This window comes from Novosphingobium sp. IK01, assembly GCF_033242265.1.
GTDB lineage: Bacteria > Pseudomonadota > Alphaproteobacteria > Sphingomonadales > Sphingomonadaceae > Novosphingobium > Novosphingobium pituita.
Genome location: NZ_BTFW01000001.1, coordinates 2,485,627 through 2,501,153, shown reverse-complemented (window position 1 = coordinate 2,501,153; position 15,527 = coordinate 2,485,627). Strand labels below are relative to the sequence as shown.

Annotated in this window: 15 protein-coding genes and 2 tRNA genes; 9 read left to right on the top strand and 8 right to left on the bottom strand. The window is 66.8% G+C overall.

The window, feature by feature from the left end; genetic code table 11:
* Positions 1 to 94: 94 nt before the first annotated feature.
* Both SBI20_RS11525 and SBI20_RS11520 read left to right on the top strand, forming a co-directional pair.
* Positions 95 to 1,069, top strand: coding sequence for a quinone oxidoreductase family protein (locus SBI20_RS11525; protein WP_317975169.1), 975 nt, complete (start codon positions 95 to 97; stop codon positions 1,067 to 1,069).
* Positions 1,070 to 1,146: 77 nt separating this feature from the next.
* Positions 1,147 to 1,551: a group II truncated hemoglobin gene (locus tag SBI20_RS11520; RefSeq protein WP_317975168.1), complete on the top strand. Its 405-nt coding sequence runs from the start codon at positions 1,147 to 1,149 to the stop codon at positions 1,549 to 1,551.
* A gap of 144 nt (positions 1,552 to 1,695) precedes the next feature.
* Here SBI20_RS11520 and SBI20_RS11515 read toward each other — a convergent pair whose 3' ends face one another.
* Both SBI20_RS11515 and SBI20_RS11510 read right to left on the bottom strand, forming a co-directional pair.
* Positions 1,696 to 2,322, bottom strand: coding sequence for an LON peptidase substrate-binding domain-containing protein (locus SBI20_RS11515; RefSeq protein ID WP_317975167.1), 627 nt, complete (start codon positions 2,320 to 2,322; stop codon positions 1,696 to 1,698).
* Positions 2,323 to 2,327: 5 nt separating this feature from the next.
* A complete protein-coding gene (locus SBI20_RS11510) occupies positions 2,328 to 3,236 on the bottom strand; it encodes a tetratricopeptide repeat protein (RefSeq protein WP_317976118.1) in 909 nt (302 codons plus the stop codon).
* Positions 3,237 to 3,517: 281 nt separating this feature from the next.
* On the opposite strand from SBI20_RS11510, the gene SBI20_RS11505 reads away from it, so the two are divergent.
* Positions 3,518 to 3,592: transfer RNA gene (locus SBI20_RS11505), tRNA-Gly, on the top strand.
* Between the two features lie 53 nt (positions 3,593 to 3,645).
* A tRNA-Gly gene (locus tag SBI20_RS11500) sits at positions 3,646 to 3,720 on the top strand.
* Between the two features lie 462 nt (positions 3,721 to 4,182).
* Here the strand turns inward: SBI20_RS11500 and fabI are convergent.
* From fabI to SBI20_RS11485, 3 genes are all read right to left on the bottom strand, one after another.
* Complete coding sequence (gene fabI / locus SBI20_RS11495; protein WP_317975166.1) at positions 4,183 to 4,986, bottom strand: enoyl-ACP reductase FabI; 804 nt, start codon at positions 4,984 to 4,986, stop codon at positions 4,183 to 4,185.
* 25 nt (positions 4,987 to 5,011) lie between these two features.
* Entirely contained in the window at positions 5,012 to 6,103 is a 1,092-nt protein-coding gene (locus SBI20_RS11490) for a YihY/virulence factor BrkB family protein (protein ID WP_317975165.1), read from the bottom strand.
* Positions 6,104 to 6,233: 130 nt separating this feature from the next.
* The gene (locus tag SBI20_RS11485) at positions 6,234 to 7,205 is read right to left on the bottom strand and encodes a DnaJ C-terminal domain-containing protein (protein WP_317975164.1); all 972 of its coding nucleotides are present in this window, start codon (positions 7,203 to 7,205) and stop codon (positions 6,234 to 6,236) included.
* Between the two features lie 143 nt (positions 7,206 to 7,348).
* Between SBI20_RS11485 and pdxH the strand changes: the two genes are divergently transcribed.
* From pdxH to SBI20_RS11460, 5 genes are all read left to right on the top strand, one after another.
* A complete protein-coding gene (gene pdxH / locus SBI20_RS11480) occupies positions 7,349 to 8,026 on the top strand; it encodes a pyridoxamine 5'-phosphate oxidase (RefSeq protein WP_411911560.1) in 678 nt (225 codons plus the stop codon).
* A gap of 93 nt (positions 8,027 to 8,119) precedes the next feature.
* On the top strand, positions 8,120 to 9,151 hold the full coding sequence (locus SBI20_RS11475) for a cation diffusion facilitator family transporter (protein ID WP_317975162.1): 1,032 nt from the start codon (positions 8,120 to 8,122) through the stop codon (positions 9,149 to 9,151).
* A 39-nt stretch (positions 9,152 to 9,190) separates the two neighbouring features.
* On the top strand, positions 9,191 to 10,486 hold the full coding sequence (locus tag SBI20_RS11470) for an ArnT family glycosyltransferase (RefSeq protein ID WP_317975161.1): 1,296 nt from the start codon (positions 9,191 to 9,193) through the stop codon (positions 10,484 to 10,486).
* 419 nt (positions 10,487 to 10,905) lie between these two features.
* Positions 10,906 to 12,900 carry a threonine--tRNA ligase gene (thrS, locus tag SBI20_RS11465; protein ID WP_317975160.1) on the top strand — a complete coding sequence of 665 codons (1,995 nt, stop codon included), beginning with the start codon at positions 10,906 to 10,908 and terminating at the stop codon, positions 12,898 to 12,900.
* 38 nt (positions 12,901 to 12,938) lie between these two features.
* Complete coding sequence (locus tag SBI20_RS11460; RefSeq protein WP_317975159.1) at positions 12,939 to 13,592, top strand: YoaK family protein; 654 nt, start codon at positions 12,939 to 12,941, stop codon at positions 13,590 to 13,592.
* Here the strand turns inward: SBI20_RS11460 and SBI20_RS11455 are convergent.
* From SBI20_RS11455 to hemB, 3 genes are read right to left on the bottom strand one after another with little or no spacing between them, the layout of a single operon-like run.
* Positions 13,570 to 13,857, bottom strand: coding sequence for a DUF167 domain-containing protein (locus SBI20_RS11455; RefSeq protein ID WP_317975158.1), 288 nt, complete (start codon positions 13,855 to 13,857; stop codon positions 13,570 to 13,572). The two genes, SBI20_RS11460 and SBI20_RS11455, sit on opposite strands and share 23 nt — an antisense overlap.
* Positions 13,838 to 14,419, bottom strand: coding sequence for a gamma carbonic anhydrase family protein (locus SBI20_RS11450; RefSeq protein ID WP_317975157.1), 582 nt, complete (start codon positions 14,417 to 14,419; stop codon positions 13,838 to 13,840). The genes SBI20_RS11455 and SBI20_RS11450 overlap by 20 nt, the downstream gene beginning before the upstream one ends.
* A gap of 2 nt (positions 14,420 to 14,421) precedes the next feature.
* Entirely contained in the window at positions 14,422 to 15,417 is a 996-nt protein-coding gene (gene hemB, locus SBI20_RS11445; RefSeq protein ID WP_317975156.1) for a porphobilinogen synthase, read from the bottom strand.
* Positions 15,418 to 15,527 lie beyond the last annotated feature (110 nt).

Sequence of the window (15,527 nt, the reverse complement as noted above, 5' to 3'; positions counted from 1 at the left end):
AGGACAAGCGCGTAGGCTGGCCCCGCCAAGCGGATGCCACCCACCGGGTATTGCCGCTTTCACACGCGCTTTGAATGGCATAGGTTCCCGCCCCATGAGCCTTACCAGCGAAGCCATCGTCCTCAGCCAGCCCGGTGGTCCGGGCCAGCTGGTTCTCGAAACCGTTCACGTGCCCGATCCCGGCCCCGGCCAGATCCGCCTGCGCCAGAGCGTGGCTGGCGTGAACTTTCATGACATCTACGTCCGCTCGGGCGCCTACCAGACGCTCAGGCTCCCCGGCATTCCCGGCCTTGAAGCCGTGGGCGTGATCGAGGCACTGGGCGAAGGCGTCAGCGGCTTTTCCATCGGCCAGCGCGTGGCCTATATCGACCGCTTCTATGGCGCCTATGCCCGCGCCCGCGTGGTCGATGCCGCGCTGGCCGTGGCGGTTCCCGATGGGGTCGAGGATGCCGTGGCCGCCGCATGGTTCCTCAAGGGACTGACTGCGCAAGTCCTCGTCGATGCGGTCCACAAGGTCGGCGCGGGCGACCGCGTGCTGGTTCAGGCCGCAGGCGGCGGGGTCGGTCAGGTGCTGTCCCGCATGGCCCGCCTGCGCGGCGCCACGGTGATCGGCACGGCAGGGTCGGCAGAAAAGATCGCGCTGGCGCAGGCTGCCGGATGCCACCATGTGATCCCCTATCGCGAGGCAGATGTCGCCGCCGAAGTCGCCCGGCTGACCGACCGCGCCGGGGTCCATGTCGCCTATGACGCAGTGGGCAAGGACACGTTCGACGGCTCGCTCGCCGCGCTGTCCTCGCGCGGGCATCTGGTCAACTATGGGCAGGCTTCGGGCCCGATCCCGCCGCTCGACATCGCGCGTCTGGGCGCCAAGTCGGCCACGCTCAGCCGCCCGTTCCTGTTTGCCTATATTTCCACCCGCCCCGAACTGGAGGCACAGGCCAGCGCGTTCTTTGCCGCCGCGCCCGAGCTTCCGCTGGGCATTGGCGGGCGCTTCCCGCTGGCGCAGGCGGGTGCCGCGCAGGCCGCGCTCGAAAATCGCCAGCCGGGGCCTTTCGTGCTGGATTGCTGATTTGACGGGGGTCAAGGCCGCTGGGCGCCACGCGGGCTAGAGGCAATTCTCACGATTTCTCGTGCGAAAGGCTTTCCGTGGCGACCCAGACCGAAGCTCCCGCCCTGACACCATACGACCGCATCGGCGGGATCGAACCGCTGCGCCGCGTGACGGAGCGGTTCTACGACCTCATGGAAACCGACCCCGCCTATGCCGAGCTGCGCGCCATGCACGCGCCCGATCTGACCCCCATGCGCGCCTCGCTGCCCTCGTTCCTTGCCGGATGGTGTGGCGGCCCGCGCGACTGGTGGGTCGCCAATCCGGACAAGTGCATGATGTCGATGCACAAGCCCTTCGCCATCGACAAGCAGACCGCAGGCCAGTGGGCCGAAGCGATGGAACGCGCCATTGCCGACGCCGATTTGCCCGACGCGGAAATCGCGGCAGCAATGAGCGACGTGCTCGGCCAGATGGCGCGGGGAATGGCGCCAAAGGACTGAAGAAAAAGAGGTATTCGTCATTCCCGCGCAGGCGGGAATCCAGATCCATGCCTTGTTCGCATGCGCCACCGTCGAAACTGGATCCCCGCCTACGCGGGGATGACGAAAAATGGGGCGTGCGGGATCCCTTGTTCTTCCCACCCCTTACTGCAACGTCACTTCATCGTCATCGGCGTCGCGGCGGCCAAAGAACTGCATGAGCTGGATCAGCAGTTCGCACCGCGCGGCCAGACCGGGCGCTTCGAGCAGGGCCTGTTTTGCCGCGAAATCGAACGGGGCGATCTGCGAGACGCCGTTGATCAGCGATTGATCGTCGAGCCGCGCCACCGAATCCCAGTCCACCGAATAGCCCTGTGCATCGGCAAACGTGCGCGCCTCGCGCTCGAACCCGGCGCGCTCGACCGCGCTGAGCACTTCGTCCGGGTCATCGGCCAGAAGCTGCGCCTCGATCTGGCGAAACGGCGTGCTCACGTCCAGCTCGCGCAGCACGCGAAAGCGCGCCACGCCCGCCAGCAGAATGTTGAAACCCCCGTCTTCCAGCGCCTCGACATCCTCGATCTTGCCCAGACAGCCCACCGCGAACAGCGGCGCCCCTTCGGCAGGGGCCTGCGGCTGGATCATCGCGATGCGCCGGTCGCGGGCCAGCGCATCGGACACCATCGCCCGATAGCGCGGCTCGAAAATGTGCAGCGGAAGTTGCAGGCCGGGGAACAGCAGCGCCCCGGACAGCGGGAAGATCGAAAGCCTGATCCTGTCGACCGCCCCGCTCATGGGCATCAGCCGAACAGCACGGTCGACAGCTTGCGGCGGGTGCGCGCCACCCACGGATCTTCCAGACCGATCGCCTCGAAAATCTGGAGCAGGCGGGCGCGCGCCGCACCCTCGTTCCATGTGCGGTCGGCGGCAACCATCGCCAGCAGCTTGTCGGCGGCGGCATCACGGTCACCGGCGGCGAACAGGCCGTTGGCGAAGGCCAGCTGGGCCTCCATGTCGTCGGGCGCGGCAAGGGCTGCGGCGCGAAGGCCCGCCAGTTCGCCTTCCTCGGGGGCTTCCTCGGCCAGCGCCAGCGCGGCGCGGGCCTGGGCCAGCGCCGGGTCCTGAGCCAGCTTGGGGTCGAGCCCGTCGAGCACGGCCTGCGCCTCGTCCTTGTGGCCAGCTGCCAGCAGCGCGCGAATGAGGCCAGCATGGGCATGGGTGTTGTCGGGCGCGATCTCGATGATCTGGGCGAAGATCGTCGCCGCCCGCTCGCCATCGCCCTGCCCAAGAATCTCCTCGCCCATCGCGATCAGCGGGGCCACGTCCTGCGGCGCTTCCTCGCCCGGTGCGCCCGGTTCCACCGGAAGCTGGGACAGGATCTGGTCGAGATACTGCTTCAATTGCGATTCGCTGCGCGCCTGGGTCAGGTCGGCCACCGGCTGGCCCTGGAACATCGCATAGACCGTCGGGATCGAGCGCACCTGAAACTGCGCGGCGATGAACTGTTCCTCGTCGACATTGACCTTGGCGAGGATCACGCCCTTGTCGGCATAGTCAGCGGCGACCTTTTCCAGAACCGGGGTCAGCGCCTTGCACGGCCCGCACCATTCGGCCCAGAAGTCGAGGATGACGAGCTTGGTCATCGAAGGTTCGACGATAGCCTTGCGGAAGCGGTCAACCGCCTTCTGTTCGTCGAGGTTGAGGCCCAGGCTTGCCACTATCTGTCTCCACTGCAACTCGGATCGCAAAATCGAATCTCGGGCCACCATGTGGGAAATCGTCCCGGTTCGGCAAGGGGCGAGGCACTTTCAGGGCACGAATCCCGACAGGCTTTCCCCACTTGGCGCCCGGCGATCCGGGCTTTGGCGCCGTGCCTGCGGGAAAGTCCGGGGAAAACGCAAATTTGCTGTTGCGCCCGCAGCGTTACCCCGTTATTGGCCCGCCTCACCCCAGCGGGAGTGCTGATCCAGCCTCCCACTGAAAACGCCGAGCGGGCGTAGCTCAGGGGTAGAGCACAACCTTGCCAAGGTTGGGGTCGAGGGTTCGAATCCCTTCGCCCGCTCCAGTTTTCAATGCCTTGGGTGGCAGGCTTCGCGCCGCCATCCACGCAAACGCCGAGCGGGCGTAGCTCAGGGGTAGAGCACAACCTTGCCAAGGTTGGGGTCGAGGGTTCGAATCCCTTCGCCCGCTCCAGTTTGCCTATATCTCCTTTTTCAAATCGCCGATGGCGCATGGCTTGGGGGAACCCTCGAGTCTTTTGTTGGCCCTCCGCGCAGCAGCGCTACGGGCGTGGTTCGAATCCCTTCGCCCGCTCCAGTTTGCCTGTATCTCCTTTTTCAAATCGCCGATGGCGCATGGCTTGGGGGAACCCTCGAGTCTTTTGTTGGCCCTTGCGCGCACAGCGCTACAGGCGTGGAATAAAAATCTGATTCCCGTTAGCCTTATTCGTCATCCCCGCGCAGGCGGGGATCCAGTTCCGACGGCTGCGCATGCAAACAGAGCACGCAAGCTGGATTCCCGCCTGCGCGGGAATGACGAGACAGGGATCCAGCATCGCACAACGCTTTCATTGCGCGCTCTTTCGGGCTGCGGACAAAAAGAAAGCCACGAAGCGGGGGCGCTTCGTGGCTTTCTTGTGCCGTTTTGTGGCGGGAATCAGCCCAGCGCGATGTCCGGGGCGTCTTCCTGCTTCATGCCGACAAGGTGATAGCCCGCGTCGACATGGTGGACTTCGCCGGTCACGCCTGCCGAAAGGTCCGACAGGAAGTAGAGGCCCGAACCGCCCACGTCCTCGATCGTCGCGTTGCGGCGCAAGGGCGAGTTCAGTTCGTTCCACTTGAGGATGTAGCGGAAATCGCCGATCCCGCTGGCGGCCAGTGTCTTGATCGGGCCGGCCGAAATCGCGTTGACGCGCACGCCCAGCGGGCCGCAGTCGTTGGCCAGATAGCGCACGCTCGATTCCAGTGCCGACTTGGCAACGCCCATCACGTTGTAATGGGGCACGACCTTTTCCGCGCCGTAATAGGTCAGCGTCAGGATCGAGCCGCCGTTGGGCATCATTTCGATCGCGCGCTTGGTCACCGCGACAAGGCTGTAGACCGAGATGTTCATAGTCATCAGGAAATTGTCGAGCGTGGTGTCGTAATAGCGGCCGCGCAGCTGGGTCTTGTCGGAATAGCCGATCGCGTGGACCACGAAGTCGATCGTTTCCCAGCGCTCCTTGAGCGTGGCGAAGGCCGCGTCGAGCGCGTCCATGTCCGACACGTCGCAGTCGATCAGGAAATCGCTGCCCAGGCTCTCGGCCAGCGGGCGCACCCGCTTGGCCAGAGCATCACCCTGGTAGGAGAAGGCGAGTTCCGCGCCCTGTTCGTGAAGCTGCCGGGCAATGCCCCAGGCCAGCGACTTGTCATTGGCAAGGCCCATGATCAGGCCCCGCTTTCCCTTCATCAATCCGGTCATGCGCCTTCGTACGCTCCTGCCCCGATCAGCCCAGTCCGGGGGGAACAGGGCTATCGGGCTTATTCTGCTGTTTCGACACGCCAGCCTGACGGAGGGCTCGCGCGCGATCGTCTGCCTGGCCCAGCATGTCGCGCTCTTCCGGGGTTTCGGCGAGCGCGGCATTGAGTTCGGCACCTATCACCATCCCTATGCCCACCAACCAGAAAAAGAAAAGAGCGATCATCACCCCGGCCATGCTGCCGTAGGTCAGATCGTAGGAGAAAACCGAAGCGAGGAGTTTTGGCAACAGCATGGTTACCCCCAGCCACCAGAGACATACGAACAAGGCGCCTGGCCACTTGGGGTAGCGGCCCGAGCGATAGGCGCTGGGGGTGAGCGAGAGGAAAAGCAGCCACAGCGCGCCGAACAGCACCAGCGCGGGCGCGAAACGACTCGCCGCCAGCCCGTCGACCCACGCCCCGAACTGCGGCATCCACGCCGCAATCACTTCCTGTGCCGCGCCGATGGCCACTTGCGCCATGATCGAAACCAGAATCAGCACGACCGAAGCAATGATCAGCCCGGTCGACATCAGCCGATAGCGCCAGAACGCATGTTCCCAGCGCGTGCCATAGGCCCGGCGCAGGATGTCGCGGATGGTCTCGACCAGGCTGGACACCGTCCACAGCCCCACCAGCCCGCCGATCCACAGCAGATGGCCGGTGCGCGCCTCGACCGCCGCGCGCGCCACCGGCTCGATCGTCGTCGCCACGACCGGGGGCAACGCCATGAGCACGGTGTTGATCGCCGCCGTGCGCTGGCTGGTCTCGCCGATCAGCGAAAACAGCGCAGCCCCGGTGATGAAGAAGGGAAACAGCGCGATCAGCACCATGTAGGCAAAGTTGCCCGCATGGATGAAGCCATCGTTGATGACCCCGGTCCACACCCGCTTGACCAGTTCGAACACACGGCTGCCCGGCCCCAGATCGGCTTTGGCCGCGGCCCACTCGCGCGACCAGTCGGGCCGCATACGGTGGCTGAGCGCCGCGCGGCGGCGCGCCTCGGGCGAGAGATCGGGCACCAGGGGACGCGCGCCCTGCGGCACGCCGGGAATGCCGTTGGCAGAATCGGGGGCCACAGAATCAGGGGCGGCACAATCAGGCACAACGGAATCGGGCGGGACATCACCTTGCATAGACAATGGTAATGCCCCTCCTCCCGGTTGGCTCCCGTTTTCCTGTCGCCCCCGATCCGGCCGGGGCAAGGCGTTAAAGACCGAGGCGTGCGCGCGGATTGCGGCTGTCGGTCCAGCCTTCCAGCCGGGCCTTGAGATCGGCGTCGTCGGCCGGAAGGTCGATCTGCAAGGTCACCAGCTGGTCGCCCCGCTCGCCTTCCTTGCGCGAGAAGCCCTTGCCCTTGAGGCGCAGGGTCCGCCCGCTGCTGCTGCCCGGCGCCACCGTGAGCATGACCGCGCCATCGACCGTGGGCACTTTCACCTTGGCCCCGTTGACCGCCTCGTCGAGCGTGACGGGCAGATCGAGGCGGATGTTGTCGCCATCGCGCACGAAGAACGGGTGCGGGCCGATCTCGATCGTGATGATCGCATCGCCCGGACCGCCCGGCCCGGCCTCGCCCTTGCCGGCCAGCCGCATCTGCTGGCCGTTCTCGACCCCGGCGGGGAGCTTCAGCTCGATCGTGCTGCCCGAAGAGAGCGTGATCCGCTGGCTGGCGCGCGTGGCCGCCTCGACGAAAGGCACCTGAAGGCGATAGGCGACATTGGCGCCCTTGGGCGGAGGCGGACGCCGCCCGCCACCAAAGCCGCTGAAGCCGCCGCCGCCACCCATTCCGGCCCCGGCTCCGGCTCCGGCGCGGCCACCGAAAATGCCTTCGAACAGGTCCGACAGGTCGGGCCCTTCGCCGCCTTCAAAGCCCCCTTCGTGGCGAAAGCCGCGATGACCACCACCTGAAAAGCCGCTGCCGCCAAACCCCCCTCCGCCTCCGAAAGGCATGGTGGGGTTCCCGTCGGCATCGATTTCGCCACGGTCGAACTTGGCCCGCTTGTCCTTGTCGGACAGCAGGTCGTAGGCGTTGGTCACCTCGGCGAAGCGCTCGGACGCCTTGGGGTTGTCCTTGTTGTGGTCGGGGTGCAATTCCTTGGCGAGCTTGCGATAGGCGGATTTTACCTCCTTTTCGCTTGCACTTCGTGCGACGCCGAGGATCGAATAGGGATCTGCTGCCATGGCTCTCTAGCTAGGGATGCGCGCCCCTGCCCGCAAGATCGGGCATGAAGAAGACGCGCAGGAACGATGTGCATGGCATTGTGCCACCACGCAAGCTAGACCGCCTTGATCGAGGTCATCGCGCAAACGGATGCATTCGCGCCATCCTCCCCTGCGCCACAACCGCAAGACACAGAACAGGACGGACCGTGAACCAGAATCAGGATGCCATCCCCCACGGCGACCCTTACGCGATTTTCGAGGACTGGTTCGCGCAGGCCCGGCTGTCCGAGCCCAACGACCCCAACGCCATCGCGCTCGCCACCGCCACGCCCGATGGCCTGCCCTCGCTGCGCATGGTCCTGCTCAAGGGGCATGGCGCCGATCTGGGCCCGGACTTCGACCATCAGGCCGGCTTTGTCTTCTACACCAATTTTCACAGCCGCAAGGGCGGCGAACTGGCCGCCAACCCGCATGTCGCGCTGCTGTTCCACTGGAAGAGCCTGCGCCGCCAGATCCGCATCGAAGGCCCCGTGGTCGAAGTGAGCCCGCAGGCCGCCGATGCCTATTTCGCCAGCCGCCACCCTGAATCGCGGCTGGGCTCGGCCGCGTCCGACCAGTCGCGCCCGCTGCCCTCGCGGCAGACCTACCTCGACCGCGTGGCCGCCATCCGCGCGCAATACCCGCAAGGCGACGTGCCGCGTCCGGCGCACTGGTCAGGCTATCGCGTGATCCCCTCGGCCATCGAGTTCTGGCAGGACCGCGACTATCGCCTCCACGAACGCCGCCGCTTCGTCGCCGATGGTGCGGGCGGCTGGACGAGCACGCTGCTCTATCCCTGACATCACCTCCGGGGTGGACTGGGCCTCCGGGGTGGACGGGAAACGCAAGACCCGGATTGGCCTCGACCGATTCAGACCGTATGGCAGGGGGCGATGACCGATCCCGCGACCACTCTCGCCCCCGCCCCCTCCCCGACTCTCGCTGACGCCCACCTCAACCGCCGGGCGGCCATGGCCAGCAGCGCCGTGGCCCTGCTCCTGCTGGGCCTCAAGGTCTGGGCCGTGGTGGCGACCGGCTCGCTGGCCATGCTCGGCAGTCTGGCCGACACCGCGCTCGATCTGGTGGCGAGCCTTGCCACTCTGCTGGGCGTGTGGATCGCGGCCATCCCAGACGACCACAACCACCGCTTCGGCCATGGCAAGGCCGAGGCACTGGCAGCCCTGTTCCAGGTGATCCTGATCTCGTTTTCGGCGATCGGGCTGGCGTGGCGCGCGGTTGCCCAGTTCTTCGGGGGCGGCGCGGCGATCGAGGCGGAAAGCGGCATCCTCGTCTCGGTCATCGCGATTATGGCCACGCTGGGCCTGCTGGCCTATCAGCGCGCGGTGATCCGCCGCACCGGCAGCCTCGCGATCAGCACCGACAATGTCCACTACAAGTCGGACCTCTACCTCAACCTCGCGGTAATCGCCGCGCTGCTGATCGAGCACAATTTCCATGTGGCCGGGGCCGATGCGGTCTTTGCGCTGGGCATCGCGCTGTGGCTGGCCTGGGGCGCGTGGGGCGCCTCGCAGGAGGCCATCGAGCAGTTGATGGACCACGAATGGCCCATCGAGAAGCGCGAGCGGTTTCTCGAAGTCGTCGCCCGCCATCCCGAACTCAAGGGTCTGCATGACCTGCGCACGCGCACCAGCGGCAACCGCGATTTCGTGCAGTTCCACGTCTGGGTCGATGGCGCGATGACCGTGGCGCAGGCCCACCGGGTGATGGACGAGATCGAGGAACAGCTGATGGCCGAGTTTCCCGGCGTCGAAGTGCTGATCCACCCCGACCCGGAAGGCCATGTCGACCAGGGTATCATCGGCCCGCAGGACCTGCTCGCCCCCGGCCCCAATGGCGAAAGCCCGGCGCTGGCGGTTCAGGGCGCGCCCTCTCCCGACAATCCTCCTCCCGGAAATCAGGGCTAGAACCCAATCTTTACGTCCGCGCGCCTAGGATCGCCCGCCATGGGACGGACATTTTTCTCGGCGCTGGAGCAGCCGCGCGCGCTCTGGGTGATCTTCGCGGCTCTGGTCGGCCTGCGACTGATCGCCATTCTGGCCTGGGTGGAGCCCAGCTCGGACGCGGCGTGGTATTTTTCGCGCGCGGCGATGCTGGCCGACGGACGCGGTTATCTGGGCGACCATGGCGCGCCGACCGCCTATTGGCCGCCGGGCTGGCCGCTCGCGCTCTCGGTGCTGTTCCGCCTGACCGGGCCGGCGATCTGGGCTGTGGGCCTTGTCAATCTGGTCCTGTCCTGTCTGGCCGGGTGGCTTCTGCTCGATCTGGCGCGGCATGTGCTGCGCGCCGAAGTTCCCGCACGGCTCGCCCTGCTGCTCTGGGCGGTCTATCCCAATGCGGTGCTCTATGTGCCGCTGGCGCTGACCGAGGTGTTCTATACCACGCTGCTGCTCGCGCTGTGCTGGTGCCTCGTGGCGCGGCCCGGCGTGGTCTTCTGGACCGTGGTGGCCGGGCTGGTGCTGGGGCTGGCCACGCTGGTCAAGGCGCAGAGTCTGGTGGTCGTGCCACTGGTTCTGGGCATTGCCCTGTTGCGCGAAGGGGCCTTGTGGAAGCGGCTTCCCGCGATGATCGGAAAGGGGCTGGCGCTGGGCGCGCTGGCCGCGCTGGTGGTCCTGCCCTGGACGGTGCGCAACCATCGCGAACTGGGAAGCTGGATCGCGGTTTCGACCAATGGCGGGATCACCCTGCTGACCGGCAACAACGACAGCGCGCGCGGCGGCTTTACCCCGGAAGACCCTGTGGTCCGCGCGCTCGATGCCCGCACCGACCTGTCGGAACAGGCCTATGACGCGCAGGCCAAGGCCCTCGGGATCGCGTGGATCAAGGCCCACCCGGCGCGTTTTGCCCTGCTCATGCCGATGAAGCTGGTCCGCCTGTGGGGCCCGGACGGCGAAGGGCAATGGGCCTATGAAACCGGATCGTGGGCGTGGCAGGCCGCACCTCATGCGTTTCTCGCGCTGCGCGCGGCCAATCAGGCGTTCTACTGGGGCCTCCTCGCGCTGGCGCTGGCCGCCGTGCCGATGATCGTGCGCGCGCGCCGGGCAGCGGGGCTGCGCGCCATCGACTGGTGGGTGCTGCCCTATGGCATCGCCGCCTATCCCAGCCTGATCGCGATGGTCTTTTCCGGGCAATCGCGGTTCCACTATCCGGCGATGCCGTTCCTCTGCATGGTCGCGGGCTGGGTGATCGTGCACGTGCTACGCGACGTGGCCAAATTCGGTGCACCCCAAGCCTGGAATTGAGAGCACTGGGCGATGTTTGATCGATGTTTCGTCATTCCCGCGCAGGCGGGAATCCAGCTTCTGCCCCTTGTTCGCATGCGCGACCGTCGCAACTGGATCCCCGCCTGCGCGGGGATGACGAATGGAATTCAAAGATCCGATTTGCCCACGCCGCGTAGACGGCGTGACAGCAGGCGGCGGTTGCGCTAAGGCACCCGGCATGATCATGGCCAACCGCCCTGTCACGCTCACTACCACCACCACCCCGGTGTTCCGGGGGTGGGATCGCCCGCGCGCCTGAACGCGTGCCGGTGATGCCATCGCCCCGATGCGGGCGGATGGCATCTTCCTCCCGGATCGGCCCTTACCCCAAGATGCCGCCCCTTTCGTCGCTGCGGCACTTGTGCCAAAGCGCGCCGGAAATCCGCGAGAGAAAGCCGATGTCAGACCTGCTCAAGATCACCCTGCCCGATGGCTCGCTGCGCGAAGTGGCGCCGGGCACCACGCCTGCCGACATTGCCGCCGCAATCGGGCCGGGGCTGGCCAAGGCCGCGCTGGGCGCGCGCGTGAATGGCGAGCTGTTCGACATCACCCGCCCGTTCGAAGGGGACTCCGCGCTGGCGCTGGTGACGGCCAAGGACGAGGCCGACGCCCTCGAACTCGTCCGCCACGACTTTGCCCACGTTCTGGCCGAAGCCGTGCAGGCGCTGTTCCCCGGCACGCAGATCACGTTTGGCCCGGCGACCGACGATGGCTTCTATTATGACTTCGCGCCCGCCGTCCGCCCGTTCACCGAGGAAGACCTGCCCGCCATCGAGGCGGAAATGCGCAAGATCATCGCCGCCAACAAGCCGCTGCGCCGCGAAGTCTGGTCGCGCGAAGACCTGATCGCCCGCTGGGAAGCGCAAGGCGAAAGCTTCAAGGCGCAATGGGCCAGCGAACTGCCCGGCAACGAGGAGCTGACCGTCTACTGGTCGGGCGACGACTGGCTCGACATGTGCCGCGGCCCGCATCTGGCCTCGACCGGCAAGCTCGACCCGGCAGCCTTCAAGCTCACGCGCGTTTCGGGCGCCTATTGGCGCGGCGACCAGAAGAACGCCATGCTCAGCCGCATCTATGGCACCGGCTGGCTCAACAAGAAGCAGCTCGACGCGCATCTTCACCGTCTGGAGGAAGCCGCCAAGCGCGACCATCGCAAGCTGGGCGCCGAGATGGACCTGTTCCACCTCCAGCAGGAAGCCCATGGCTCGGTGTTCTGGCACCCCAAGGGCTATCGCATCTATCGCGAGTTGGAGGCCTACATGCGCCGCGCCATCGACGGCGCGGACTATCGCGAGGTCAAGACCCCGCAGGTCATGGACGCCCGCCAGTGGGAGCAGTCGGGCCACTGGGGCAAGTATCGCGAGAACATGTTCGTCATCCCCGACGAAACGCCCAACACCGAAGACGAAGGCCCGGTGATCAGCGGCGAGGCCGACTGGATGGCCCTCAAGCCGATGAACTGCCCGGCGCATGTCCTGATCTTCCGTCAGGGCCTCAAGTCCTATCGCGACCTGCCGCTCCGCCTCTATGAAAACGGCTGCTGCCACCGCAACGAGCCGCACGGCGCGCTCCACGGCCTGATGCGCGTGCGCCAGTTCACGCAGGACGACGCGCATATCTTCTGCCGCGAAGACCAGATCGTCGATGAAGTCCGCGCGTTCTGCGCGCTGGCCGACCGCATCTACAAGGATTTCGGCTTCACTTACGCGATCAAGCTGGCGCTGCGCCCCGAAAAGCGCTTCGGCAGTGAGGAACTGTGGGACAAGTCGGAGAACGAGCTGCGCGACGCGGTCGTGTCCGCAGGGCTCGCCACGAGCGAATATGGCTGGGAAGAACTGCCGGGCGAAGGCGCGTTCTATGCGCCCAAGCTCGAATGGCACCTGACCGACGCCATCGGCCGCACCTGGCAGGTCGGCACGATCCAGTCGGACCGCGTGCTGCCCGAGCGCCTCGACGCGGGCTACATCGCCGAAAGCGGCGAGCGCCACCGTCCGGTCATGCTCCACCGCGCGATCTTCGGGTCCTATGAACGCTTCATCGGCATCCTGATCGAGCACTTCGCGGGCAAGCTACCGACCTGGCTGGCCCCGGTTCAGGCGGTCGTCGCCACGATCGTTTCGGACGCCGACGGCTATGCGCAAAGCGCCACGGCGGCCCTGCGCGCGGCGGGCATCCGCGTCGAGAGCGACACCCGCAACGAGAAGATCAACTACAAGGTGCGCGAGCACTCGCTCCAGAAGGTGCCCTTCCTGCTGGTCGTGGGCAAGCGCGAGGCCGAGGAAGGCACCGTGGCGATCCGCCGTCTGGGCGAACAGGCCCAGCAGGTCGTCTCGCTCGAAGAGGCCATCGCCCTGATCAAGGCCGAAGGCACCCCGCCCGACTTGCGCGCCTGATGGCATAAGGAAACACCCATGAACAAACGGCGGCGCGCATGAACCGGATGGATCGTTCGCGCCGCCGTTTTGCCATGGCGCTGGCCGGGATGGCCGGGTTCGTCGATGCGGCGGGCTATCTTTCGGCGGGCGGCTATTTCGTCTCGTTCATGTCGGGCAATACCACCCGGCTCGGGGTCGCGCTCGGCACCGGGGCCGGGGCGGCCCTCCCCGCGCTGCTGATCACCGGATTCGTCGCCGGGGTCACGGCAGGCGCGCTCGTCGCGCTGCGTGCCGGGCCCTGGCGCAAACCGGCGGTTCTGGCCCTTGTCGCGCTGCTCCTGCTGGGCGCGGGCGCCATGCGCGCGGCGCATCTGCATGGGGCCATGCTGGCCATGCTGGTTCTGGCGATGGGTGCGCTCAACAACACCTTCCTGCGCGGCGGCGAAGTCTCGGTCGGGCTCACCTACATGACCGGCGCGCTGGTCAAGATCGGGCAAGGGATCGCCCAATCGCTGCTGGGGCGTGGGCTGCTGGGCCGGGGACTGGAGGCGGCATGGGCCAACTGGCTGCTGCTCTGGGCCGGATTGCTGGCAGGCGCGGTACTGGGGGCCTGGTTCCAGACCCGCCTGCCGATGGCCTGCCTGTGGATTGCCGGGGGCTGGGCCACGCTGATGGCGGCCCTTTCGCTTACCCTTCGGGCGGAAGGCTGAGCAGTTTCTCGCGCGAAGTTGCGCCGCGCAACAAGGTCACCCGCGAGGCGCCGACACCCAGCGCGGCGGCGACCAGATCGATCACCGCCTGCGTGGCCTTGCCATCTTCGGGCTTGGCCCGCACTTTGACCTGAACCCGCCCGGCTTCGAGCGCAATGCCCTCGACCCGCGCGCCCGGCGTCACCCGCACGGCCAGACGGCCCTCGCCATCGGCGAGCGCGCGCAGGGCCTGTGCGGGCGGCAGATCAACCTTGGGCCGCGCCATCGGCGCATTCCGCCACCGCACGGGCATGCGCCTGCCCATTGGCGACATAGTGGGCCACGCCCTCGCGCATCCCCTCGATAGCCGCCTGCGTCAGCCCGCGCATATACGTGGCCGGGCGTCCGCTCCACAGCTCGCCCGCAGGCACGCGCTTGCCCGGCGTGAGCATTGCGCCCGCCGCCAGCATCGCATCGCCCTCCACCACGGCGCCGCTCATCACGATGGCACCAAGGCCAACGAACGCGCGGTCGTGGAGCGTGCAGCCATGGATCATCGCCATGTGCCCGATCAGCACATCCTCGCCGATCAGCGTCGGATAGCCTTCGGGACGGCCCGGCTCGGGACTGTCGCAATGGATCACGGTGCCGTCCTGCACATTGCTGCGCGCGCCGATCACCACGCGGTTGACGTCACCCCGGATCACGCAATTGTACCAGATCGAGGCCTGCGCCCCGATGGTGACGTCACCGATGATCCGGCATCCGGGCGCGATGAAGGCGCTGGGATCAATCTGCGGCACTTTGCCCTGAAAAGGCAGGATCGTCACATCGGGGCGGTATGCCAAAGTCAGGCTCCCATCAGGCGGGCGGCATGGGCCGCATGGTAGGTCAGCACGCCCGAGCACCCGGCGCGCTTGAACGCCAGCAGGGTTTCGAGCACGAGCGCGTCGCGGTCCCCGGCGCCAGCGGCCACCGCGGCCTCGATCATCGCGTATTCGCCGCTCACCTGATAGGCGAAGACCGGCACGCCAAAGGCTTCCTTCACGCGCACGGCAATGTCGAGATAGGGCAGGCCGGGCTTGACCATCACGCTGTCGGCGCCTTCGAGCAGGTCCATCTCGACCTCGCGCAGCGCTTCCTCGGCATTGCCGGGGTCCATCTGGTAGGTCTTCTTGTCGCCCTTGAGCAGCCCGCTCGAACCGACCGCATCGCGGAACGGGCCATAGAACGCCGAGGCATACTTGGCGGCATAGGCCATGATCTGGACATTGACGTGGCCCTGACCTTCGAGTGCCCCGCGGATCGCGCCCACGCGCCCGTCCATCATGTCCGAAGGGGCGATGATGTCCGACCCGGCATTCGCCTGGTTGAGCGCCTGCCCCACCAGCGCCTCGACCGTGGCGTCATTCTCGACATAGCCATTGGCGTCGATCAGCCCGTCCTGCCCGTGGGTGGTATAGGGATCGAGGGCAACGTCGGTCAGCACGCCGATGGAATCCCCGCAGGCGTCGCGGATCGCGCGGATCGCGCGGCACATCAGGTTGTCGGGGTTGAGCGCCTCGCGCCCGTCGTCGGTGCGGCGTTCGGGCTGGGTATTGGGAAACAGGGCGAGGCAGGGAATGCCAAGGGCCACGGCTTCCTTCGCGCGCGCCACGATCCCGTCGACCGACCAGCGCGAGACCCCCGGCAGCGAACCGACCGGCTCTTCCACCCCGGTCCCCTCGGTCACGAACAGCGGCCAGATGAGATCGGAAGGCGTGATCAGCACCTCGCGGTGCAGGGCGCGGCTCCACGCGGTGGCGCGGGAACGACGCGGGCGGGCATGGGGATAGCTGGCAATCATGGTGCCCTGCTTGGCCCAATTGCAGCGCGCCGACAACCGGACAGTTTGTCCGCCAAACACCCCGCCCGAACGACACAAAGCGCAACACGAGTCGCTTGCGGCCCGCTCAA